This window comes from Streptomyces carpinensis (assembly GCF_002154505.1).
GTDB lineage: Bacteria > Actinomycetota > Actinomycetes > Streptomycetales > Streptomycetaceae > Streptomyces > Streptomyces carpinensis.
The window spans coordinates 1-23,238 of sequence record NZ_MUBM01000276.1 but is presented as its reverse complement, the minus strand read 5'-3'; the positions used below and the strand labels follow the sequence as shown (position 1 = coordinate 23,238).

Annotated in this window: 20 protein-coding genes; 16 read left to right on the top strand and 4 right to left on the bottom strand. The window is 71.1% G+C overall.

Annotated features, from left to right (window positions below):
- Window positions 1–16: 16 nt before the first annotated feature.
- The 9 genes from ftsW (at window position 17) to BZY54_RS33105 (ending at window position 8,664) form a co-directional block, all read left to right on the top strand.
- Complete coding sequence (gene ftsW / locus BZY54_RS33145; protein WP_086729023.1) at window positions 17–1,507, top strand: putative lipid II flippase FtsW; 1,491 nt, start codon at window positions 17–19, stop codon at window positions 1,505–1,507.
- Between the two features lie 6 nt (window positions 1,508–1,513).
- A complete protein-coding gene (gene murG / locus BZY54_RS33140; RefSeq protein ID WP_086729022.1) occupies window positions 1,514–2,602 on the top strand; it encodes an undecaprenyldiphospho-muramoylpentapeptide beta-N-acetylglucosaminyltransferase in 1,089 nt (362 codons plus the stop codon).
- A gap of 27 nt (window positions 2,603–2,629) precedes the next feature.
- The gene (locus tag BZY54_RS33135) at window positions 2,630–3,424 is read left to right on the top strand and encodes a cell division protein FtsQ/DivIB (RefSeq protein WP_086729021.1); all 795 of its coding nucleotides are present in this window, start codon (window positions 2,630–2,632) and stop codon (window positions 3,422–3,424) included.
- Between the two features lie 278 nt (window positions 3,425–3,702).
- Window positions 3,703–4,905, top strand: coding sequence for a cell division protein FtsZ (gene ftsZ, locus BZY54_RS33130; RefSeq protein WP_086729020.1), 1,203 nt, complete (start codon window positions 3,703–3,705; stop codon window positions 4,903–4,905).
- Window positions 4,902–5,633, top strand: coding sequence for a peptidoglycan editing factor PgeF (gene pgeF / locus BZY54_RS33125; RefSeq protein ID WP_086729019.1), 732 nt, complete (start codon window positions 4,902–4,904; stop codon window positions 5,631–5,633). The genes ftsZ and pgeF overlap by 4 nt, the downstream gene beginning before the upstream one ends.
- Before the next feature lie 6 nt (window positions 5,634–5,639).
- A complete protein-coding gene (locus BZY54_RS33120; RefSeq protein ID WP_086729018.1) occupies window positions 5,640–6,359 on the top strand; it encodes a YggS family pyridoxal phosphate-dependent enzyme in 720 nt (239 codons plus the stop codon).
- A 127-nt stretch (window positions 6,360–6,486) separates the two neighbouring features.
- The gene (locus tag BZY54_RS33115; protein WP_086729017.1) at window positions 6,487–7,128 is read left to right on the top strand and encodes a cell division protein SepF; all 642 of its coding nucleotides are present in this window, start codon (window positions 6,487–6,489) and stop codon (window positions 7,126–7,128) included.
- Window positions 7,129–7,178: 50 nt separating this feature from the next.
- On the top strand, window positions 7,179–7,469 hold the full coding sequence (locus BZY54_RS33110; RefSeq protein ID WP_086729016.1) for a YggT family protein: 291 nt from the start codon (window positions 7,179–7,181) through the stop codon (window positions 7,467–7,469).
- Window positions 7,470–7,521: 52 nt separating this feature from the next.
- Window positions 7,522–8,664, top strand: coding sequence for a DivIVA domain-containing protein (locus BZY54_RS33105; protein WP_086729015.1), 1,143 nt, complete (start codon window positions 7,522–7,524; stop codon window positions 8,662–8,664).
- Between the two features lie 293 nt (window positions 8,665–8,957).
- On the opposite strand, the gene ileS is transcribed toward BZY54_RS33105, so the two are convergent.
- Window positions 8,958–12,107, bottom strand: coding sequence for an isoleucine--tRNA ligase (gene ileS / locus BZY54_RS33100; RefSeq protein WP_086729014.1), 3,150 nt, complete (start codon window positions 12,105–12,107; stop codon window positions 8,958–8,960).
- Between the two features lie 641 nt (window positions 12,108–12,748).
- Between ileS and BZY54_RS49695 the strand changes: the two genes are divergently transcribed.
- From BZY54_RS49695 to BZY54_RS33065, 6 genes are all read left to right on the top strand, one after another.
- Window positions 12,749–13,984 (top strand): TraR/DksA family transcriptional regulator, encoded by a 1,236-nt coding sequence (locus BZY54_RS49695; protein WP_107419884.1) that lies wholly within the window; start codon window positions 12,749–12,751, stop codon window positions 13,982–13,984.
- Between the two features lie 61 nt (window positions 13,985–14,045).
- On the top strand, window positions 14,046–14,795 hold the full coding sequence (gene lspA / locus BZY54_RS33085; protein ID WP_086729013.1) for a signal peptidase II: 750 nt from the start codon (window positions 14,046–14,048) through the stop codon (window positions 14,793–14,795).
- 72 nt (window positions 14,796–14,867) lie between these two features.
- Window positions 14,868–15,812 (top strand): RluA family pseudouridine synthase, encoded by a 945-nt coding sequence (locus BZY54_RS33080; protein ID WP_086729012.1) that lies wholly within the window; start codon window positions 14,868–14,870, stop codon window positions 15,810–15,812.
- Window positions 15,809–16,291, top strand: a complete 483-nt coding sequence (locus BZY54_RS33075) for a GNAT family N-acetyltransferase (RefSeq protein WP_425276341.1) — start codon at window positions 15,809–15,811, stop codon at window positions 16,289–16,291. Before BZY54_RS33080 ends, BZY54_RS33075 begins: the two co-directional genes overlap by 4 nt.
- Before the next feature lie 88 nt (window positions 16,292–16,379).
- Window positions 16,380–17,966 carry a Na+/H+ antiporter gene (locus BZY54_RS33070; protein ID WP_086729027.1) on the top strand — a complete coding sequence of 529 codons (1,587 nt, stop codon included), beginning with the start codon at window positions 16,380–16,382 and terminating at the stop codon, window positions 17,964–17,966.
- A gap of 62 nt (window positions 17,967–18,028) precedes the next feature.
- Window positions 18,029–18,769, top strand: a complete 741-nt coding sequence (locus BZY54_RS33065) for an SDR family NAD(P)-dependent oxidoreductase (protein WP_086729011.1) — start codon at window positions 18,029–18,031, stop codon at window positions 18,767–18,769.
- Here BZY54_RS33065 and BZY54_RS33060 read toward each other — a convergent pair.
- Window positions 18,741–19,826, bottom strand: a complete 1,086-nt coding sequence (locus tag BZY54_RS33060; RefSeq protein ID WP_086729010.1) for a mechanosensitive ion channel family protein — start codon at window positions 19,824–19,826, stop codon at window positions 18,741–18,743. The genes BZY54_RS33065 and BZY54_RS33060 overlap by 29 nt on opposite strands.
- 75 nt (window positions 19,827–19,901) lie before the next feature.
- On the opposite strand from BZY54_RS33060, the gene BZY54_RS33055 reads away from it, so the two are divergent.
- Window positions 19,902–20,471, top strand: a complete 570-nt coding sequence (locus BZY54_RS33055) for a dienelactone hydrolase family protein (protein WP_086729009.1) — start codon at window positions 19,902–19,904, stop codon at window positions 20,469–20,471.
- Between the two features lie 66 nt (window positions 20,472–20,537).
- Here BZY54_RS33055 and BZY54_RS33050 read toward each other — a convergent pair whose 3' ends face one another.
- Window positions 20,538–22,208 carry an alkaline phosphatase D family protein gene (locus BZY54_RS33050; protein WP_086729008.1) on the bottom strand — a complete coding sequence of 557 codons (1,671 nt, stop codon included), beginning with the start codon at window positions 22,206–22,208 and terminating at the stop codon, window positions 20,538–20,540.
- A 92-nt stretch (window positions 22,209–22,300) separates the two neighbouring features.
- Entirely contained in the window at window positions 22,301–23,113 is an 813-nt protein-coding gene (locus tag BZY54_RS33045) for a DsbA family protein (RefSeq protein ID WP_086729007.1), read from the bottom strand.
- Window positions 23,114–23,238 lie beyond the last annotated feature (125 nt).

Genomic DNA, 23,238 nt, shown 5'->3' with positions numbered 1-23,238 from the left:
TACGCCGGAGGCGGAGATGCCCGGTAGCCCCGGCAGCCGCACGAAACGGCCGCCCGCGCAGGGGGCCGGCGCACGGCCCGCCATCGGCCGGACCTCGCGCGACAACCCCGTACACCACCTCGTCACGCGCGTCCGCAAGGCCTGGGACCGCCCGCTCACCGCGTACTACGTGATCGTCGGCGGCAGCGCGCTGATCACCGTGCTGGGTCTGGTGATGGTCTACTCGGCCTCCCAGATCACCGCGCTGCAGATGGCGCTGCCCGGGTCGTACTTCTTCCGCAAGCAGCTGCTGGCGGCCGTGATCGGCGGCCTGCTGCTGCTGGCCGCCGCCCGGATGCCGGTGAAGCTGCACCGGGCGCTGGCCTATCCGATCCTGGCGGGCGCGGTGTTCCTGATGGCGCTGGTGCAGGTGCCGGGGATAGGGATGTCGGTCAACGGCAACCAGAACTGGATCTCGCTGGGCGGCTCCTTCCAGATCCAGCCCAGTGAGATCGGCAAGCTGGCGCTGGTGCTGTGGGGCTCCGACCTGATCGCGCGCAAGCAGGAGAAGCGGCTGCTGACCCAGTGGAAGCACATGCTGGTGCCGCTCGTCCCGGTCGCCTTCATGCTGCTCGGCCTGATCATGCTCGGCGGCGACATGGGCACCGCCATCATCCTCACCGCCATCCTGTTCGGCCTGCTGTGGCTCGCGGGCGCACCCACCCGCCTCTTCGTGGGTGTGCTGTCGGTCGCCGCCCTGATCGGCCTGGTCCTCATCAAGACCAGCCCCAACCGCCTGGACCGGTTCGCCTGCGTCGGCTCGAGCGACGCCTCCAAGTGCTGGCAGGCGGTGCACGGCATCTACGCCCTCGCCTCCGGCGGATTCTTCGGTTCCGGCCTCGGTGCGAGTGTGGAGAAATGGGGGCAACTCCCCGAAGCGCACACGGACTTCATCTTCGCCGTCACCGGTGAGGAACTGGGTCTGGCGGGGACGCTGTCGGTGCTCGCCCTGTTCGCGGCTCTAGGCTATGCGGGCATCCGTGTGGCCGGACGCACGGAGGACCCCTTCGTGAGGTACGCCGCGGGAGGCGTGACCACCTGGATCATCGCGCAGGCGGTGATCAACATCGGTGCGGTGCTCGGTCTGCTGCCGATCGCCGGCGTCCCGCTCCCGCTGTTCTCCTACGGAGGATCCGCCCTGCTGCCGACCATGTTCGCCATCGGGCTGCTGATCGCCTTCGCGCGGGACGACCCCGCTGCGCGGGCGGCGCTTGCCATGCGGCAACCTCGCTTTGGTAGAAAGCGGGCGGGAGGCTCCGCGGCCGGCCGGAAGTCCGGCCGGAAACCCGATCGGAGTGCCGGCCGGAAACCCGGCCGTGGCTCCGGCCGGGAGCCCGGCGGGGGGTCCGGCCGTGGCTCGGGCCGGGGATCCGGTGCAGGATCGGGTCAGGGTTCCGGCCAGGGGCCTCGGAGATGGAACACGATGCGACGGCGTGCCTCGGCGGCGCGTCCGTCCGGAGAGCGGTGAATTTCGGTGCATGTCGTACTCGCCGGCGGAGGTACCGCGGGCCACATCGAGCCCGCGCTCGCCCTCGCGGACGCCCTGCGCAGGCAGGACCCGACCGTGGGAATCACGGCCCTGGGCACGGAGCGCGGCCTGGAGACCCGGCTCGTCCCCGAGCGCGGCTATGAACTCGCGCTGATCCCGGCGGTACCGCTGCCGCGCAAGCCCACCCCCGAACTGATCACCGTCCCGGGCCGGCTGCGCGGCACGATCAAGGCGGCCGAGCAGATCATGGAGCGCACCAAGGCCGACGCCGTGGTCGGCTTCGGCGGCTATGTCGCCCTGCCCGGCTACCTCGCCGCCAAGCGGCTCGGCGTGCCCATCGTGATCCATGAGGCCAACGCCCGCCCGGGCCTGGCCAACAAGATCGGTTCGCGCTACGCCGCCCAGGTCGCCGTCTCCACGCCGGACAGCAAGCTGCGCAACGCGCGCTACATCGGCATCCCGCTGCGCCGCGCCATCGCCACCCTGGACCGGGCCGCCATGCGCCCGCAGGCGCGCGCGATGTTCGGGCTCGACCCCAACCTGCCCACGCTGCTGGTCTCCGGCGGCTCCCAGGGCGCCCGCCGCCTCAACGAGGTGGTCCAGCAGGTCGCGCCCTGGCTCCAGCAGGCGGGCATCCAGATCCTGCATGCGGTCGGCCCGAAGAACGAACTGCCGCAAGTGCACCAGATGCCGGGAATGCCCCCGTATATCCCGGTAAGTTACCTGGATCGGATGGACCTCGCGTACGCCGCGGCCGACATGATGCTCTGCCGCGCCGGCGCGATGACCGTCGCCGAACTCTCCGCCGTCGGGCTCCCGGCCGCCTACGTCCCGCTGCCCATCGGCAACGGGGAACAGCGACTGAACGCCCAGCCGGTGGTGAAGGCCGGCGGCGGGCTGCTGGTCGACGACGCGGACCTCACCCCGGAGTGGGTGCAGCACAACGTCATGCCCGTGCTCGCCGATCCGCACCGGCTCTTCCAGATGTCCCGCGCCGCCAGTGAGTTCGGCCGCCGGGACGCCGACGACCTGCTCGTCGGCATGGTGTACGAGGCGATCGCCTCGCGCCGTTAGGACCATATGAAAGAAGGGGCTTGAAGCGTGGCCGGACCGACGACCGCCGAGCGCGGTGAACGCCAGCAGGAGTCGTCCGGCCCGCCCCCGGTCCGCCGGCTCAAGCGGCCGCGTCTTCGTACGATCGTCATCCTGGCGCTGGCCCTGGTGCTCCTCACCGGCGGTTCGCTCTGGCTCCTGTACGGCTCCGCGTGGACGCGGGTGGAGCGGGTGTCCGTGTCCGGCACGCGAACGTTGACGCCCGCTCAGGTGCGCGCCGCGGCCGCGGTCCCGGTGGGAGACCCGCTCATTTCCGTGGACACCGGCGCGATCGCCGCCCGACTCCGACGCCAATTGCCCCGAATTGACGCGGTTGACGTCGTTCGTTCATGGCCCCACGGAATCAGCCTGAAAGTGGTTGAACGTACCGCGGTCATGGTGGAGGAAAAGGGCGGAAAGTTCGTCGAAGTGGATGACGACGGCGTCCGGTTCGCCACGGTTTCCCAGGCGCCGAAAGGCGTGCCCGTCCTGGAATTGTCCCTTTCCCGCGACGGCTCGGCGGCGGCGAGCCTGCGGCGCTTCGACGAGAGTCGGCTCGTCCGCGAGGCGGTCGCCGTGGCGGGACGGATCCCGGCGGCCGTCGCCCGCGAGACCCGGGTCGTCAAGGTCCGTACCTACGACGACATCTCGCTGGAGATGAGTGGTGGCCGCACCGTCGCTTGGGGCAGCGCGGAGAGTGGTGCCGCCAAGGCCCGCGCGCTCGACTCGCTGATGAAAGCGGCCCCGCACGCGCGGCACTTCGACGTCAGCGTCCCCACCGCGCCTGCCTCTTCTGGTAGTTGACGCGCATCGGTGCAGGCCAGCACCCTGGTTGGGCAGCGCTATGCCTGATCACATAGGGTGAAAAGAAAAACGGGAGGTTCGGCGTGTTCGTTGAACGGGCGCCACTTGTCGACTTAGTGTCCTGTTCAGAAGACTTCAGGGAACAGACACACTGGTAACCCTAAACTTCAGGGTTAGGGTTCGGGTCGGCACTACGGACCGTCCCATTCGGCATCAGTCGTCGGATCGCGGGCAACCGCGGGAGGGCGACACGTAACTCGAGGCGAGAGGCCTTCGACGTGGCAGCACCGCAGAACTACCTCGCAGTCATCAAAGTCATCGGTGTCGGCGGCGGTGGTGTCAATGCCATCAACCGGATGATCGAGGTCGGTCTCAAGGGCGTCGAGTTCATCGCCATCAACACCGACGCACAGGCGCTGTTGATGAGCGACGCCGACGTCAAACTCGACGTCGGCCGCGAACTCACCCGCGGACTCGGCGCCGGAGCCAACCCGGCCGTCGGCCGCAAGGCCGCCGAGGACCACCGCGAGGAGATCGAGGAGGTCCTCAAGGGGGCCGACATGGTCTTCGTGACGGCCGGTGAAGGCGGCGGCACCGGCACCGGCGGCGCGCCCGTCGTGGCCAACATCGCGCGCTCGCTGGGTGCCCTCACCATCGGCGTGGTCACGCGCCCGTTCACCTTCGAGGGACGGCGCCGGGCCAACCAGGCCGAGGACGGCATCGCCGAACTCCGCGAAGAGGTCGACACCCTCATCGTCATTCCCAACGACCGGCTGCTGTCCATCTCGGACCGCCAGGTCAGCGTGCTCGACGCGTTCAAGTCCGCGGACCAGGTGCTGCTGTCCGGTGTGCAGGGCATCACCGACCTGATCACCACCCCCGGCCTGATCAACCTCGACTTCGCCGACGTCAAGTCGGTCATGTCCGAGGCCGGTTCGGCCCTGATGGGCATCGGCTCGGCCCGCGGCGACGACCGCGCGGTGGCCGCGGCCGAGATGGCGATCTCCTCGCCGCTCCTGGAGGCGTCCATCGACGGCGCCCGCGGCGTGCTGCTGTCCATCTCCGGCGGCTCCGACCTCGGTCTGTTCGAGATCAACGAGGCCGCCCAGCTGGTCAGCGAGGCCGCCCACCCCGAAGCCAACATCATCTTCGGCGCGGTGATCGACGACGCCCTCGGCGACGAGGTCCGGGTCACCGTGATCGCGGCCGGCTTCGACGGCGGCCAGCCCCCGGCCCGCCGGGACAACGTCCTCGGTTCGGCGTCCTCCGCGCCGCGCCGCGAGGAGCCCACCCCGGTACGGCAGCCCGAGAGCCGCCCGACCTTCGGCTCGCTCGGCAGCGTGACGCCGAAGGAGGACCCGGAGCCCGTCGCCCCGGAGCCGGTGCACGACATCCCGATCCCGCCGCCGGCCCCGCCGGCGCCGCGGACCTACTCGGACAGCGCGGCCGAGGAACTGGACGTTCCGGATTTCCTCAAGTGATAGGACAGCGCGACACCGTGAACGGCGCGCACTTCGGCTTCACCGACCGGTGGGGCGGGGTGAGCGCCGTTCCGTACGAGGAGCTCAACCTCGGCGGCGCGGTCGGCGACGACCCCGGCGCCGTACGCACCAACCGCGAGCTGGCGGCCAAGTCGCTCGGCCTCGACCCGGCCCGGGTGGTCTGGATGAACCAGGTGCACGGGGCGGACGTGGCGGTGGTGGACGAACCGTGGGGCACGGCGTCCGACATCCCGTCCGTCGACGCGATCGTCACCCGCCGAAGCGGGCTCGCCCTCGCCGTGCTCACCGCCGACTGCACCCCGGTGCTGCTCGCCGACCCCGTCGCCCGGGTCGCCGCCGCGGCCCACGCGGGACGGCCCGGCATGGTGGCCGGTGTGGTGCCCGCCGCCGTGCGCGCCATGGTCGAACTCGGTGCCGAGCCGGGCCGGATCGTCGCCCGCACCGGACCCGCGGTGTGCGGCCGGTGCTACGAGGTGCCGGCCGAGATGCGCGCCGAGGTGGCCGCCGTCGAGCCGGCGGCGCACTCCGAGACGAGTTGGGGCACGCCGGCCGTCGACGTGAGCGCCGGGGTGCACGCGCAGCTCGAGCGCCTCGGGGTGCGCGACCGGGAGCAGTCGCCGGTGTGCACCCGGGAGTCGATGGATCACTTCTCGTACCGCCGCGACCGCAGCACCGGTCGGCTCGCGGGCTATGTCTGGCTGGACTGATGGGGCATGACGGACCGTAGGGACGAAATCGCCGGGAATCTGGCGGAGGTTGAGGAGCGCATCGCCGCCGCGTGCGCGGCCGCGGGCCGCCCGCGGGAGGAGGTGACCCTCATCGTGGTCACCAAGACCTACCCGGCGCAGGACGTGCGGATCCTGTCGGAACTCGGTGTGCGTCATGTCGCCGAGAACCGTGACCAGGAGGCGGCGCCCAAGGCCGCCGAATGCTCGGATCTCCCCCTCAGTTGGCATTTTGTCGGTCAACTTCAGACCAACAAAGTGCGATCCGTGGTGGGTTATGCGGACGTCGTGCAGTCCGTCGACCGGTCCCGGCTCGTCAAGGCGCTGTCGAAGGAGGCCGTGCGGGCCGGGCGGGAACTGGGCTGCCTCATCCAGGTCGCCCTGGACGCCGGCGAGAGCGGCCGGGGCGAGCGCGGAGGCGTGGCCCCGGGCGGAATCGAAGAGTTGGCCGACCTTGTCGCCCGATCCGAGGGACTGCGCATCGACGGGCTGATGACCGTCGCGCCGCTGACCGGCGAGTACGCCGGGCACGAACAGGCGGCGTTCGAGCGGCTCATGGATTTGTCGACCCACCTGCGCACGACCCATCCGGCTGCCACCATGGTCTCGGCAGGGATGAGCGCGGACCTCGAGCAGGCCGTGGCCGCCGGGGCGACACATGTGCGCGTCGGCACCGCGGTACTCGGAGTCCGCCCCAGGCTCGGGTAACGTCGCCAAGAAGTCGGACCACAGCAGAAAATATGGTCAATACCGCCGAAGAAGGCGCAACGACCTCGTGGATCGCGGGGACTTGGCGGTCGTCAGCGGATCCACCACAGAGCGGAGGACTCAGAGCATGGCCGGCGCGATGCGCAAGATGGCGGTCTACCTCGGCCTCGTGGAGGACGATGGGTACGACGGCCGGGGATTCGACCCCGATGACGAGTTCGAGCCCGAACTGGACCCGGAGCCCGAGCGGGACCGCCGACGGCACGAGCCGTCGCATCTGTCACACGGAACACACCAGCCGCAAAGGGACGAACCGGTACGTGTGGTGCAGCCTCCGGCACCCCGCGAACCCGTGTCCCATTCCGCTTCGCTTCCGGCGGAATCCGGGCGTCCCGCGCGCATCGCGCCCGTGGCATCCATCACACAAGAACGCGCAAGCCTGGAGAAGAACGCACCGGTGATCATGCCCAAGGTCGTGTCCGAACGTGAGCCGTACCGGATCACCACGCTTCACCCCCGGACCTACAACGAGGCCCGTACCATCGGGGAACACTTCCGTGAGGGCACCCCGGTGATCATGAATCTCACTGAGATGGATGACACAGACGCGAAGCGACTTGTCGACTTTGCCGCCGGTTTGGTGTTTGGTCTTCACGGCAGCATCGAGCGGGTGACGCAGAAGGTGTTTCTGTTGTCGCCTGCTAACGTCGATGTCACGGCGGAGGACAAGGCCCGCATCGCAGAGGGCGGGTTCTTCAACCAGAGCTGAGACGCACACCGGAAGACAGGCACGGAACAGGGGAGAGGGAAGCACCGATCATGGGCGTGGCCATGGAGGTTCTCTACATCGCGCTGATGGTGTTCCTCATCGTGCTGATCTTCCGGCTGGTCATGGACTACGTGTTCCAGTTCGCCCGCTCGTGGCAACCCGGCAAGGCGATGGTGGTCGTTCTTGAGGCCACCTACACTGTCACCGATCCACCGCTGAAGCTTCTGCGGCGGTTCATCCCGCCGCTGCGTCTCGGGGGCGTGGCGCTCGACCTGTCCTTCTTCGTACTGATGATCATCGTCTACGTTCTGATCGCCATCGTGGGGAACCTGGCGAGGTGACAGTGGACGATACGGTCTTGCCGACTGCCGATGACTACGTTGAGGTGAAGAGATGCCGTTGACCCCCGAGGACGTGCGGAACAAGCAGTTCACGACCGTCCGTCTCCGAGAAGGCTATGACGAGGACGAGGTCGATGCCTTCCTCGACGAGGTCGAGGCCGAGCTGACCCGTCTGCTCCGTGAGAACGAGGACCTGCGCGCCAAGCTGGCCGCGGCCACCCGCGCCGCCGCCCAGAACCAGCAGAACATGCGCAAGCCCCCGGAGCAGCAGGACCAGCCGCAGCACCAGCCGCAGCATCAGCAGCAGGGCGGCATGCCGCAGCAGGGCATGCGAGGTCCGGGCGCTCCGGTGCCCGCCGGGATATCGGGCCCGCCGCAGCAGCAGATGGGTGGCCCCATGGGTGGCCCGCCCCAGCTGCCGAGCGGTGCCCCGCAGCTGCCCGCCGGCCCCGGCGGACAGGGCCCGCAGGGTCCCGGCCCGATGGGCCAGGGTCCTGGTCCGATGGGTCAGGGCCCGATGCAGGGCCAGATGGGTCCGGGCCCGATGGGCGGCCCCGGTCCCATGGGCGGTCCCGGCCCGATGGGTCAGGGCCCCGGTGGCGACAGCGCCGCGCGCGTCCTGTCGCTGGCCCAGCAGACCGCCGACCAGGCGATCGCCGAGGCGCGTTCCGAGGCCAACAAGATCGTCGGCGAGGCGCGTTCGCGTGCCGAGGGCCTCGAGCGCGACGCCCGCGCCAAGGCCGACGCGCTGGAGCGGGACGCGCAGGAGAAGCACCGCGTCGCGATGGGCTCCCTGGAGTCCGCCCGCGCCACGCTGGAGCGCAAGGTCGAGGATTTGCGCGGCTTCGAGCGCGAGTACCGCACGCGGCTGAAGTCGTACCTGGAGTCGCAGCTGCGTCAGCTGGAGACCCAGGCCGACGACTCCCTGGCTCCGCCGCGCACCCCGGCGACCGCGTCGCTGCCGCCGTCCCCGGCGCCCTCCATGGCTCCGGCCGGCGCCGGCGCCCCGTCCTACGGCGGCAACCAGACGATGGGTGGCTCGCCCAGCCCGTCCGGCCCGTCCTACGGCGGCCAGCAGCAGATGTCCCCGGCGATGACCCAGCCGATGGCACCGGTGCGCCCGCAGGGCCCGTCCCCGATGGGCCAGGCCCCGTCCCCGATGCGCGGCTTCCTGATCGACGAGGACGACAACTGACGAGGCCCTGACGGGTTTCTGCGACAAAGGCGTCGGCAGCCTGCAAGAACGGCCCCGGAGGTTTCCTCCGGGGCCGTTCTGTTGCTCCAGGGCTCCCTCCGCGGGGGCCGTCGGGATCTCAGGGGCGCGGGCCCGTGCCGACATGCGGCCCCGCCGCGCGGGCGCGACAAGCCCCGACTCGTCCCAGAACACACGTCCGGTCCCACCCGTCCGGCGGTCCCGGGAGGAGCCCGGGCCGGGTAGGGCCGGAGTGCCGGGGGCGGACACCCTTCGGGCGCCCGCCCCCGGCGGGGTCACGCCTTGCGCAGACGGAACGTCAGGGACAGCCCCTCGTCGGTGAACACGTCCCCGTAGGTGTCGTCCGCCTCGCCCTGCGCGAAGTCGGTCGCCAGCACCTCCTCGGCGATCAGGTCCGCGTGCTCGGACAGCGCCGAGATGACCGCCGGGTCCGTGGACACCCAGCGCAGCGCGATGCGGTCGGCCACGTCGAGACCGCTGTTCTTGCGGGCCTCCTGGATCAGCCGGATCGCATCCCGGGCCAGGCCCGCACGACGCAGCTCCTCGGTGATCTCCAGGTCCAGCGCGACCGTCGCACCCGAGTCGGAGGCGACCGACCAGCCCTCGCGCGGGGTCTCGGTGATGATCACCTCGTCCGGGGCGAGCGTGATCGTCTCACCGTCGACCTCCACCGACGCCGTGCCCTCGCGCAGCGCCAGCGACAGCGCAGCCGCGTCGGCGTTCGCGATGGCCTTGGCGACGTCCTGGACGCGCTTGCCGAACCGCTTGCCCAGCGCCCGGAAGTTGGCCTTCGCGGTGGTGTCCACCAGCGAGCCGCCGACCTCGGACAGCGACGCCAGCGAGGAGACGTTCAGCTCCTCCGTGATCTGCGCGTGCAGCTCGCGGTCCAGGGAGTCGAAGCCCGCCACCGCGACCAGCGCGCGCCGCAGCGGCTGACGGGTCTTCACACCCGACTCCGCGCGCGTCGCCCGGCCCAGCTCCACGAGCCGGCGCACCAGCACCATCTGCTGCGACAGCTCCGGCTCGATGGCGGTGAGGTCCGCCTGGGGCCAGGAGGCCAGGTGGACGGACTCCGGGGCGCCCGGGGTGACCGGCGCGACCAGGTCCTGCCAGACCCGCTCGGTGATGAACGGCGTGATCGGCGCCATCAGCTTCGTCACTGTCTCGACGACCTCGTGCAGCGTGCGCAGCGCCGCCTTGTCGCCCTGCCAGAAGCGGCGACGCGAGCGGCGCACGTACCAGTTGGACAGGTCGTCGACGAACGCGGACAGCAGCTTGCCGGCGCGCTGGGTGTCGTAGGCCTCCAGCGCCTGCGTGACCTGGTCGGTCAGGGCGTGCAACTCGCTCAGCAGCCAGCGGTCCAGCACCGGACGGTCGGCCGGGGCCGGGTCGGCCTCGGACGGCGCCCAGTTCGACGTGCGGGCGTACAGGGCTTGGAAGGCGACCGTGTTCCAGTACGTGAGGAGGGTCTTGCGCACCACCTCCTGGATGGTGCCGTGGCCGACCCGGCGGGCCGCCCACGGAGAGCCGCCGGCCGCCATGAACCAGCGCACCGCGTCCGCGCCGTGCTGGTCCATGAGCGGGATCGGCTGCAGGATGTTGCCCAGGTGCTTGGACATCTTGCGGCCGTCCTCGGCGAGGATGTGGCCCAGGCACACGACGTTCTCGTACGACGACTTGTCGAACACCAGCGTGCCGACCGCCATCAGCGTGTAGAACCAGCCGCGGGTCTGGTCGATGGCCTCGGAGATGAACTGCGCGGGGTACCGGCTCTCGAACAGTTCCTTGTTCTTGTAGGGGTAGCCCCACTGCGCGAAGGGCATGGAACCCGAGTCGTACCAGGCGTCGATGACCTCCGGCACGCGCGTGGCCGTCTTGCCGCACTCCGGGCACGCGAAGGTGATCTCGTCGATGAACGGGCGGTGCGGGTCGAGGGCCGACTGGTCGGTGCCGGTCAGCCCGGTCAGCTCGGCACGGGAGCCGACGCAGGTGAGGTGGTCGTCCTCGCAGCGCCAGATGGGCAGCGGGGTGCCCCAGTAGCGGTTGCGGGACAGCGCCCAGTCGATGTTGTTGTTCAGCCAGTCCCCGTACCGGCCGTGCTTGACGGTCTCCGGGAACCAGTTGGTCTTCTCGTTCTCCTGGAGCAGCCGGTCCTTGATCGCCGTGGTGCGGATGTACCAGGAAGGCTGCGCGTAGTACAGCAGCGCGGTGTGGCAGCGCCAGCAGTGCGGGTAGCTGTGCTCGTACGGCAGGTGCTTGAAGAGCAGGCCGCGCCGCTGGAGGTCCTCGGTGAGCTGCTCGTCGGCCTTCTTGAAGAAGACGCCGCCGACCAGCGGGACGTCCGGCTCGAAGGTGCCGTCCGGGAGGACCGGGTTGACCACGGGCAGGCCGTAGGAGCGGCAGACCTTGAGGTCGTCCTCACCGAAGGCGGGGGACTGGTGGACCAGACCCGTGCCGTCCTCGGTGGTGACGTACTCGGCGTTGACGACGTAGTGCGTGCCGCCCTCGGTCTCCGGGAAGTCCACGAGCTCGAAGGGGCGCTGGTACGTCCAGCGCTCCATCTCGGCGCCGGTGAAGGTCTGGCCGGTGGCCTCCCAGCCCTCGCCGAGGGCCTTGGCGACCAGCGGCTCGGCGACGACCAGCTTCTCCGCGCCTTCGGGGCCCTTCGTCGCGACGACGTAGGTGACGTCCGGGTGCGCGGCGACGGCCGTGTTGGACACCAGCGTCCAGGGGGTCGTCGTCCACACCAGGAGCGCGGCGTCGCCGGCAAGCGGGCCCGAGGTGAGCGGGAAGCGGACGTAGACGGACGGGTCGACGACGGTCTCGTAGCCCTGTGCCAGCTCGTGGTCCGACAGGCCGGTGCCGCAGCGCGGGCACCAGGGGGCGACACGGTGGTCCTGGACCAGCAGGCCCTTGCCGAAGATCTCCTTCAGCGACCACCAGACGGATTCCACGTACTCGGGGTCCATCGTGCGGTAGGCGTCGTCGAGGTCGACCCAGTAGCCCATGCGGGTCGTCAGCTCGGCGAAGGCGTCGGTGTGCCGGGTGACGGACTCGCGGCACTTCGCGTTGAACTCGGCGATGCCGTACGCCTCGATGTCCTGCTTGCCGGAGAAGCCCAGCTCCTTCTCGACGGCCAGCTCCACGGGCAGGCCGTGACAGTCCCAGCCGGCCTTCCGCGCCACGTGGTAGCCGCGCATGGTGCGGAAGCGGGGGAAGACGTCCTTGAAGACGCGCGCCTCGATGTGGTGGGCGCCTGGCATGCCGTTGGCGGTGGGCGGGCCCTCGTAGAACACCCACTCGGGGCGGCCCTCGGACTGCTCCAGGCTCTTGGCAAAGATCTTCTGCTCGCGCCAGAAGTCGAGCACCGCGTGCTCGAGCGCGGGCAGGTCGACCTGGGCGGGCACCTGGCGGTACTGCGTCATCGATCTTCCTCCGGCGGACGTACTGCCTTCCGTCGGAGGGACGAGAGCCTTCGTGCTTCCTACGCCGTGTGCGGCGCGCTCCCGCGGTACCACCCTCCTTGGCTCCCCGGTGCGCCGTACGCCCGACGAGCCCCCTCATTGGGGTCGCGATGCCGGCTCTACTGGCCCCTGCTGCCTCGCTGGGGCGTTCTTCCGGCGGCTCCGGGGTGATCTTCACGTCGCGCTCGCCCCCGGGCTCACACCGTCCCCGGGTCGCTCTGGGCTGCGTACGCCGCTACTCGTCCCCATCCACGCTTCTCGCTCCGCCCAGTGTACGGCGCCCCGGGGACGGCGGCCGACCGGTTTTCGCGCGCCGGGGCGGTGCGGAGCCCGCGCGCGGGGGTGTGGGGCGAGCGGAGACCGGGTCCGGCGGGGGTGCGCGCGGTGACCCGAACGGCGAGGTGCGCCGGGTTCGAGTCGGAGGACGTGCAGCTGGTCGGATTACCCGGCGAGGAGCTGGGCACAACGCATGCATGCCGGCCGAGCGGTACGCGCGAGGCGGGCGAATCGGGCGGCGTGCCCCGTTGCCGCGGGACTCGAGTCGATTTATCGTCCCAGCACGATTCGCGAGCAAGATCACAATATGTGAAGGGGCCGCGGGCATGGTGGCGAAGAAGACCGCCGAGCAGTCGGCGTCCGGCAGGTCCCGGGGTTCGGATGCCTCCGGCGGCGCGGCCACGGACGTGAACGGGATGCGGAGCACCCGCGACGCGCCCGCGGCCGCGAGGACGACGGACCCGAAGACGACGAAGGCCGCGGCCAAGAGGGCGGCGGCCACGGACGCACCCGCGCGGCGGAGGACCGCGTCGAGGACGGCTGCGGCGACGACGACCGGGAAGAGACGGGCGGCGGACGAGCACGGGCGGGAGGAACCCCACGGCAAGGGCACCACGCGGGCGAAGGCCACCGGCGGCAAGAAGGCCTCCGCGCGGCAGGCGGCGCCCAAGGCTACGGCGCCCAAGGCGACGGCACCCAAGGGGGCGGCGTCGGAGTCCAGGGGGACGGCCTCGGGGAGGACGGTCGCCAAGGACCCGGCATCCCCGACGCCCGCGGCGAAGGAAGCCGCCTCCGAAGCGGCCCCCAGGCAAAGCGCCCCCAGGACCGCCTCCGACGGGCCCGCCTCCCGGACCGGGGCGGCCGACAGGGCGGCAGCCGGCACCGGCAGGAGCGGCGGCAGGAGGGTGACGGCCGCGAAGGGCGTCTCGGGCGACGGCTCCGCCGCCCAGGGCGCCTCCGCAAGGGCCGCCGACGAGGCGGGCACTCCCGCGCGGGGTGGAGACGGTGACGGCGCGGGCAGGAAGAGCACGGGCAAGAAGGTCGGCGCGGCTCGGGCCGCGAAGCAGACGGGAGCCACGACAGTGGTTGCTAAGAAGACTCCTGGTACGGCCACGGCGGCCAAGACCGCCGTGCCCAAGGCACGCCTCTCCGCGCCGGTGGACCCGGGCGACCTCGCGGTGCGCCCCGGCGAGGATCCATGGACCGAGGAGGAGGTGGCGGAGGCCCGCGCGGAACTGCAGTCCGAGATGGAGCGGCTGCGCACCGAGATCACCTCGTCCGAGGAGTCCCTCGCGGGCCTGATGCGGGACTCGGGCGACGGCGCGGGCGACGACCAGGCGGACACCGGTGCCAAGAACATCACGCGCGAGCACGAGATGGCGCTCGCCGCCAACGCGCGCGAGATGCTCGTCCAGACCGAGCGCGCCCTGGACCGGCTGGACGCGGGCACCTACGGCCTGTGCGAGAACTGCGGCAACCCCATCGGCAAGGCGCGCATGCAGGCCTTTCCGCGGGCCACCCTGTGCGTGGAGTGCAAGCAGAAGCAGGAACGCCGGTACTGAACCGGGTGTGGGACGTGCCGTACTCTCGTCCTCAGTCAGGTACCTAGGTTGAGGGACTCACGTGGCAGAGGCGGAGCGCATCATCGGTACGCCGGACACCCCGGATGCGGCACGGCCGGCGCAGGACGGGCCCGGCGGCAACACGGCGCCGGGCCGGCGGTCCGGCCCGGGTGCCCCGGCAGGCGGGTCCGGCACCGACGGCACGGCGGCGAACGGCCCGGCGGAGCCCGCGGGCCCGGCCGGCGGGACCCCCGATCCGGCCGGCACCTCCTCGCACGCGGGTGAGTCCACCACGGCCGGGGAGGCCACGGCCGAGCGGCCCCGCGGGCGGCGCCGGATCGCCGTGCTGTTCACGGTCGCGGCCTTCGCGTACGCCCTCGACCTGATCAGCAAGCTCCTCGTGGTCGCCAAGCTGGAGAACCACCCGCCGGTGAAGATCCTCGGGGACTGGCTGCAGCTGGAGGCGATCCGCAACGCCGGTGCCGCCTTCAGCTTCGGCGAGGCCTACACGGTGATCTTCACGGTGATCGCCGCCGCCGTGATCGTGGTGATCACCCGGCTCGCCCGCAAGCTCTACAGCGTGCCGTGGGCGATCGCCCTCGGTCTGCTGCTCGGCGGAGCGCTGGGCAACCTCACCGACCGGATCTTCCGCGCGCCCGGCGTCTTCGAGGGCGCGGTCGTCGACTTCATCGCCCCCCAGCACTTCGCCGTCTTCAACCTCGCCGACTCCGCGATCGTCTGCGGCGGCATCCTGATCGTGCTGCTCTCCTTCCGCGGCCTGGACCCGGACGGCACCGTCCACCGGGACTGACGGGCATCACCCGGGCCCGGGCGCCCGGCACTCGCGTACGGGGCCGTCGGACCCGTCCGGCATACTCGACGGGTGAGCACGCTTCCCGAGATCCGTACCCTGCCCGTGCCCGACGGTCTGGAGGGCGAGCGCGTCGACGCCGCCATCTCCCGCATGTTCGGCTTCTCCCGCACGAAGGCGGCCGAGCTGGCCGCCGCCGGCAAGGTGCTGGTCGACGGCGCGGCGGTCGGCAAGTCCGAGCGGGTGCGCGGCGGGGCCTGGCTGGAGGTCGAGATGCCGCAGGCACCGGCGCCCGTTCAGGTCGTCGCCGAACCGGTCGAGGGCATGGAGATCGTGCACGACGACGAGGACGTGGTCGTGATCGTCAAGCCGGTCGGCGTCGCCGCGCACCCCAGCCCCGGCTGGACGGGACCCACGGTCATCGGTGGCTTGGCCGCCGCCGGGTACCGCATCTCGACCTCCGGAGCGGCCGAGCGCCAGGGCATCGTGCACCGCCTCGACGTCGGCACCTCGGGCCTGATGGTGGTCGCCAAGTCCGAGTACGCGTACACGTCGCTCAAGCGCCAGTTCAAGGAGCGCACGGTCGACAAGCGCTACCACACCCTCGTCCAGGGCCACCCCGACCCGACCAGCGGCACCATCGACGCGCCCATCGGCCGGCATCCGAACCACGACTACAAGTGGGCGGTCACGGCCGAGGGCAAGCCGTCCGTCACCCACTACGACCTGATCGAGGCCTTCCGCGCGGCCTCCCTGCTGGACGTGAAGCTGGAGACCGGGCGCACCCACCAGATCCGCGTCCACATGGCCGCCCACCGCCACCCCTGCGTCGGCGACCTCACCTACGGCGCCGACCCCACGCTCGCCCGGCGGCTGAAGCTGACCCGGCAGTGGCTGCACGCCGTGCGCCTCGGCTTCGAGCACCCCGGCGACGGCGGGTGGGTGGAGTTCACCAGCGACTACCCCGAGGACCTGCAGAAGGCCCTGGACCGGGTGCGCGAGGAGACCTACGCATGAGCGGCCCGCTGAGCAGCACGTCGTACACCACACGCGTCGCCGAGGACCCCGCCGACCGCGAGGCCTGCTTCGCGGTGCGCAAGGAGGTCTTCGTCGTCGAACAGGGCGTCCCCCAGGAGATCGAGTACGACTCCTACGACGCCGTCGCCCTCCATGTGCTAGCCGTCCGCGACGACGGCACACCGCTCGGCACCGGACGGCTGCTGCACGGCGAGGCGGCCGCCGCCAAGACGGGCGGCGACCCCGCCGTCGGCTCCCTCGGGCGGCTCGCCGTCACCGAGAAGGCCCGCGGGCTGGGCGTCGGCGCGGCCCTGGTGCGCGCCATCGAGGACGCGGCCCGCGAGCGTGGCCTCGCGGCGGTGGACCTGCACGCGCAGACCCACGCGCTGGGCTTCTACGAACGGCTGGGGTACGAGGCGTACGGCCCGGAGTTCCCGGACGCCGGGATCCCGCACCGGGCGATGCGGCGCTCTCTGTAGGGCGCGGGGCCGAGGAGGCCGGGGAGAAGCGTGACATGGCAGGCTGGAGGCCTGCCCTGTGCACGACCGACCCTCCGGAGCGCTGAGCGTGGATCAGTTGGCCCTGCTGTTCATCGTCCTGCTCGGGGCCGTGATCAGCGTCCCGGTCGGGGACCGGCTCGGCCTGCCCGCGCCGGTTCTGATGACTCTCCTCGGGATCGTCCTCGCGGTCCTGGACTTCGTACCGAACGTCAACGTCCCGCCCGAGCTGATCCTGCCCGCCCTGCTGCCGCCGCTGCTCTACGCCGCCGTGCGGCGCACCTCCTGGCGGCAGTTCGCGGCGAACAGACGACCGATCTTCCTGCTGGCCGTGGCGCTGGTGTTCGTCACCACCATCTGCGTCGCCGCCGTCGCCCACACCATCGTGCCGGGGCTGCCGCTCGCCGCCGCCGTGGCGCTCGGGGCGCTCGTCGCCCCGCCCGACCCGGTCGCGGCGACCGCCGTGGCCGGTCAGCTCGGCCTGCCGCGCCGCCTGGTGTCGATCCTGGAGGGCGAGGGGCTGTTCAACGACGTCACGGCCATCGTGCTCTACCACGTCGCGATCGCCGCCGCCGTCAGCGGGGAGTTCTCGGCCTGGCGGGCCGGTCTCGACCTGGTGCTGTCCGCGGTGGTCGCGGTGGTCGTCGGCGTGGCGCTCGGCTGGGGCGCGAACAAGCTGCTGGGTCTGCTGGAGGACGCGACCCTGCAGATCGGGCTGACGCTGCTCGTGCCGTACGCGTCCTACGTCCTGGCCGAGGAACTGCACGGCTCCGGCGTCCTGGCCGTGCTCACCACCGCGCTGTTCCTGGCCGAGTACGCCGCCGACGCCGACGACGTGCTGACCCGGCTGGCCGGGCACACGGTCTGGGACGTGGTCGACACGCTCGTCACGGGCGTGGCCTTCGGGCTGATCGGCCTTGAGCTGCACAACGCCATCCGGACCGCCTCCGGCCGCTGGAGCGAGCTGCTCGGCTGGGCCGGGGCGATCGTGGCCGTGGTGGTGTTCGTACGGCTGCTGTGGCTGCTGCCGGCGAGCTGGCTCACCAAACGCCTGCACGCCTCGCGGGACTACGAGGAGGACATCCCGACGGGCTGGCGGGAGACCGTCGTCATGTGGTGGTCGGGGATGCGCGGCGTGGCCTCGGTGGCGCTGGCGCTCGCGGTGCCGCTGAAGACGGACAGCGGCGCGCCGTTCCCCGACCGCAGCGAGATCGTGTTCATCGCCTTCGGGGTGATCATGGTGACCCTGGTGGTCCAGGGGCTCACCCTGCCGTGGCTCGTGAAGCGGCTGGGGGTGCGTGCGGACACCGAGCGGGAGAAGGCGTTCGAGAGGGAGCTGGCCGTGCGGGCGGCGAAGGCGGCCAAGCGGCGGCTGCGGGAGATCGAGTCGGTCGAGGACCTGCCGGACGAGCTGTCCGAGCTGATGCAGCGGCGGGCGTTCGAGATCGGGCTGCGGATCACCCCGCAGATCGGCGACGAGGAGCGCCGGGAGGCGCAGGAGCACCGGGTGCGGCGGCTGAAGCGGGTGCGGCGGATCCAGAGCGAGATGCTGAGCGCTGCGCGCCACGAGGTGCTGGCCGCACGCAGCGAGCCCGGCGCCGACCCGGAGATCGTCGACCGGGTGCTGCGCCACCTCGACGTGCGCAGTCTGCGGTGAACACCCGCCGCCGCGTCCCCGGGTTGCCGGGCGGTGCGCTGTCGCGGTTCTAGGCTCTGCTCATGACTCGCAACGTGGTGATCAGTGGTGGCGGTACGGGGATCGGGCTGGCCACGGCGCAGGTGTTCGCGGCCCACGGGGACCGGGTCCTGTTGCTCGGGCGGCGGGAGGAGGTGCTGCGCAAGGCCGAGGTACCGGGGGCGCTCACACACGCCGCCGACCTCAGTGACGTCGACGGCGTACGGGGGGCCGCCCGGTTCGTGGCCGAGGAACTGGGCGCCGTGGACGTGCTGGTCCACAGCGCGGGAGGCTCCGGCAGGCTGGAGCCCCAGGTCGAGCGGGAGGACCCGCTCGACCTCGTCGCCGACAACTGGAAGGTCAACTTCCGGATCAACACCCTGACCGCGGTGCTGCTCACCGAGGCACTCAAGCACCGGCTCGCCGAACCGGGCGGGCGCGTGCTGTTCCTGAGCTCCATCGCCGCCTACCGGGGCTCCGGGAGCGGCGCCTACGCCGCCTCCAAGGCGGCCCTGCATCCCTACATCCACGACCTGGCGCGGGAGTTGGGCCCGCACGGGATCACGGTGAACGCGGTCGCGCCCGGGTACGTCGAGGACACCGACTTCTTCGGCGACGCGATGGACGAGGCCCGCCGCGAGCGTCTCATCGCCGAGACCTCCACCGGCCGCCCCGGCACCCCGGGCGACGTCGCCGCCACCCTCCACTGGCTGGCCTCCCCGGCCGCCGGCCACATCACCTCTCAGATCATCCAGGTCAACGGCGGTGCGGAACGCGGTCATTGACCTGCTCGGCGGCGCGCCGGTGCGGCACCACGTGGGCCGTGTTGACGCGGGGCAGGGCGTACGGGTGCTCCGCGCTCAGCCAGCGGATCATCTCCTCGCGCACCGCGACCCGCACCGTCCAGATGTCGTCGGCGTCCTTCGCCGTCATCAGCGCCCGGATCTGGACGGTGTTCGGCGTGGTGTCCGTGATGTGCAGGTTGTAGGCGCGGCCGTCCCAGGCCGGGCACTCGCGCAGGATGTCGCGCAGCTTCTCGCGCATCGCCTCCAGGGGCGCGGAGTGGTCGAGGTGCCAGAAGACGGTGCCGGTCATCTGCGGGGTCCCGCGGGACCAGTTCTCGAACGGGTTGGAGGTGAAGTACGACACCGGCATCGTGATCCGGCGCTCGTCCCAGGTCCGTACGGTCAGGAAGGTCAGCGTGATCTCCTCGACCGTGCCCCACTCCTCGTTCACGACCACGGTGTCGCCGATGCGCACCATGTCGCCGAAGGCGATCTGCAGCCCGGCGAACAGGTTGCTCAGCGTGGACTGCGCGGCGACACCGGCGACGATGCCGAGGACACCGGCCGAGGCCAGCAGCGAGGTTCCGGCCGTGCGCATCGCCGGGAAGGTCAGCAGCATGGAGGCCGCCGCGACCACGATGACGATCGCCGAGACCACCCGCATGATCAGCTCGACCTGCGTGCGCACCCGGCGCACCCGGGCCGGGTCCCGGTGGGCGCGGGCGCTGGCGTAGCGCGAGTAGGAGGTCTCGACGACCGCCGCCGCGATCCGGATCGTCAGCCAGGCGGCGGACCCGATCAGCACCAGGGTCAGCGTCCGTCCGACGCCCGCCTTGTGCTCCTCCAGCAGCTTGGCCTGGTCGTATGAGCCTCTGAGCAGCGCGGCGCACAGCACGAGCTGGTAGGGCACCCGGGCCCGGCGCAGCAGACCCCACAGGGGTGTCTCGTGATGCCGTTCGTCGGCCTTGCGCAGCAGAAGGTCGGTGGCCCAGCCGATCACCAGGGTGAGGACTACTGAGCCACCGACCACGATCAGCGGTCGGAGTACGTTCTCCATGTCTGCGAAGGTAACCGCCGACGGCCGGGCCTGAACATGAGTCTTGTCTCATTCCCCGGCTGGCACCATGGGCTCATGAACATCATGCTCTTCCACTCGACCCATGGCCTCAGACCCGCGGTGCGCGAGGCCGCCGACCGGCTGCGCGCGGCCGGACACGAGGTGTGGACGCCGGATCTCTTCGAGGGCCGCACGTTCGACTCGGTCGAGGAGGGCATGGCCTTCGAGGACGGCGTCGGCAAGGACGAGCTGCTGAAGCGGGCCGTGCTGGCCGCCGCGCCCTACTCCGAGCGAGGACTGGTGTACGCCGGGTTCTCGCTCGGCGCCTCCATCGCCCAGACCCTCGCCCTCGGCGACGACAAGGCCCGTGGGCTGCTGCTCCTGCACGGCACCTCGGACATCGCCCCGGGCGTGCACGTGGACGACCTGCCGGTCCAGCTCCACGTGGCCGAACCCGACCCGTTCGAGACGGACGACTGGCTGAGCGCCTGGTACCTGCAGATGGGCCGGATCGGCGCCGACGTGGAGGTCTACCGCTACGCCGGGGCAGGGCACCTCTACACCGATCCCGGCCTGCCGGACTACGACGCGGAGGCCGCCGAGGCCACCTGGCGGGTGGCGCTCGGCTTCCTCGAGAACCTCTGAGGGCTCCTCGAGAAGCTCTGGGGACGCTTTCGCACCCTCCGGGGCTGCTCTCGGCCCAAGAGCGCGTCAGACCGGGTCGTACGTCCGCTCGACCTTCTGCGTGCCGCTTCGGGTGCGGTAGGAACGGGCCCAGGCGGAGGCCGCGTCCGGGCTGGTGCGGTCGGACAGGACGTAGTAGTCCATCTGCGCGCGCTCGGCGGTGATGTCCAGGACGCCGTAGCCGTGCCGGTCGGTGTCGACCCAGTGGACGTGCCGGTTGGCGGCGCGGATCACCGGCGCGGCGACCGCCGAGACCGTGCCCTCGGGGGCCTTGACGATGTCGTCGAGGTTGTCGGAGGTCAGCGAGGTGACCACGAACTCCGTGGCGGCCGACGGCGACAGCGGGTACGTACCGGCGTCCACCGGCACGTCGTTGGCCCACGCCATGTGGATGTCACCGGTCAGGAAGACGGTGTTGCGGATGCCGTTGGAGCGCAGATGGGCCAGCAGTTCCCGGCGGTCGTCGGTGTAGCCGTCCCACTGGTCGGTGTTGACGGCCAGACCCTCCTGCGGCAGCCCGAGCAGCTTGGCCAGCGGCTTGAGCAGGTCCGCGGAGAGCGAGCCGACGACGAAGGGGGAGATCATCACCGAGTTGCCGACCAGCCGCCAGGTGGTGTCGGACGTCTTCAGACCCGCCTTGAGCCAGTCGAGTTGGGCCCGCCCCGTGATCGTGCGGTCCGGGTCGTCGACCGAGCCGTCGGCCGTGGAGGCCTGCTGCGAGCGAAAGGAGCGCAGGTCGAGCAGGGACAGGTCGGCGAGCTTGCCGAAGCGCAGCCGGCGGTAGGTGGTGCCGGCGATCGCCGGGCGCACCGGCATCCACTCGAAGTAGGCCTGCTTGGCCGCCGCCGTGCGGGCGCTCCAGGTGCCCTCGGCACCCTCGGTGTGGTTGACCGCGCCGCCCGACCAGGCGTTGTCCGCGAACTCGTGGTCGTCCCAGATCGCGATGACCGGTGCCCTGTGGTGCAGGGCCTGGAGGTCGGGGTCGGTCTTGTACTCGGCGTGCCGGGTGCGGTAGTCGGCGAGGGTGATGATCTCGTTGGCCGGCGCGTGCGGGCGGACGACCGTGCCGCGGGCCGCGTACTCGCCGGACTTGTACTCGTAGACGTAGTCGCCGAGGTGCAGCCAGGCGTCCAGGTCGCCCCGGGCGGCGAGGTGACGGTAGGCGGAGAAGTAGCCCGCCTCCCAGTTGGCGCAGGAGACCACGCCGAACCGCAGGCCGGGCACGTTCGCGTTCGCAGCCGGCGCGGTGCGGGTGCGCGCCACCGGGGAGTCGGTGCCGCCGGCCGAGAAGCGGAACCAGTAGTCGGTGGCCGGCTCCAGGCCGCGGATGTCGGCCTTCACGGTGTGGTCGGAGGCGGCCGTCGCCGTGAGGGACCCCTTGGCGACGATGTTCGTCAGCGCCTTGTCCCTGGCCACGACCCAGCTCACCTCGGTGTCCGGGCCGAGCCCGGAGCCCGGTATGGCCTCCGGGGCCGGGGTGACCCGGGTCCACAGCAGGACGCCGTCGGGCAGCGGGTCGCCGGAGGCGACGCCGTGCAGGAAGGCCGGGGCGTCCGTGGCGGCGCGGGCCGGCAGAGCGGCGGTGAGCGAGCCGGTCAGGACAGCGGTCGCCGCCGCGGCCTTGACGACCGTACGGCGGCGGGGCGGCAGGGAGCCGGTGTCCGACGAGGATGCGATTGATCTGTATCGACTGGTCACGGCCGATCAGGTTACTGATCGGTATGGAAGAGGGTGGGCGAACTCCGAAAGTTCGCCCACCCTTCACGCGGTGGCCGGTTCCCGAGCGGGGGTCAGCCCTTGAGGGCCGCGTCGACCGCCTTGTCGAAGTCGGCCACCGTCATGGGCGCGTTCTTGCCGTCGGAGCCCGTCAGCGTCTTGCCGTCCATCATCAGGGTCGGGGTGCCCTGCACGCCGTCCTTGTCGAAGATCTTGGACTCCTCCAGCGCCCACCTGTCGTAGGTGCCGTCCTTCACGGCCTTCTGGAACGCCGCGTTGCCCTTCAGGGCCGGGACCGTGTCGGCGATCTTGATCAGGTAGGCGTCGTCCTTGAACTTGTCGTCGGTCTCCTCGGGGTGCCACTTCGTCGAGTACATCGCGGCCTTGTACTCGAGGAAGGCCTCGGGGCTGACGTTGAGCGCGGCGCCCAGGGCGCTGAGCGCGTTCTTGGAGCCCTCACCGGTCAGGTTCTTGTCCAGGAACGTGGCACCGACGTACTGGATCTTGAACTTGCCGTCGTCGACGTCCTTCTTCACCGTCGAGCCCACCGTCTGCTCGAACTGGGCGCAGACCGGGCAGCGCGGGTCCTCGTACATCACGAGGGTCTTCGCGGCCGAGCTCTTGCCGATGACGACGGTGGTGCCGTCCGCCCCGGTGGTGTTGGCCGGCTTGACCAGCTTCTGGTCCTTCGCGGCCTCCCAGTGACCGGGCTTGTTGGCCTGGACGACGGCGTAGCCTATGCCGCCGGCCGCCGCCAGTACGGCGACGACCGAGCAGGCGACGATGATCTGCCGCCTCGCCTTGGCGCGCTTGGCCTGGCGCTCGCGCTCGGCGCGCAGCCGCTCCCGGGCCGCCGTCTTCGCCGACTGGCTGTTCCGCTTGCTCATGGTGGTGTTCTCCTGTGGGACGCGCAGCTGTCCTGCGCGGGATGCGTACGGGGGACTGCTCGTGCTCGACGTGCGCCGTCGCCCGGCCGTCGCTCAGACGAGGGCGGGCGAGGGCGCACGTCGAG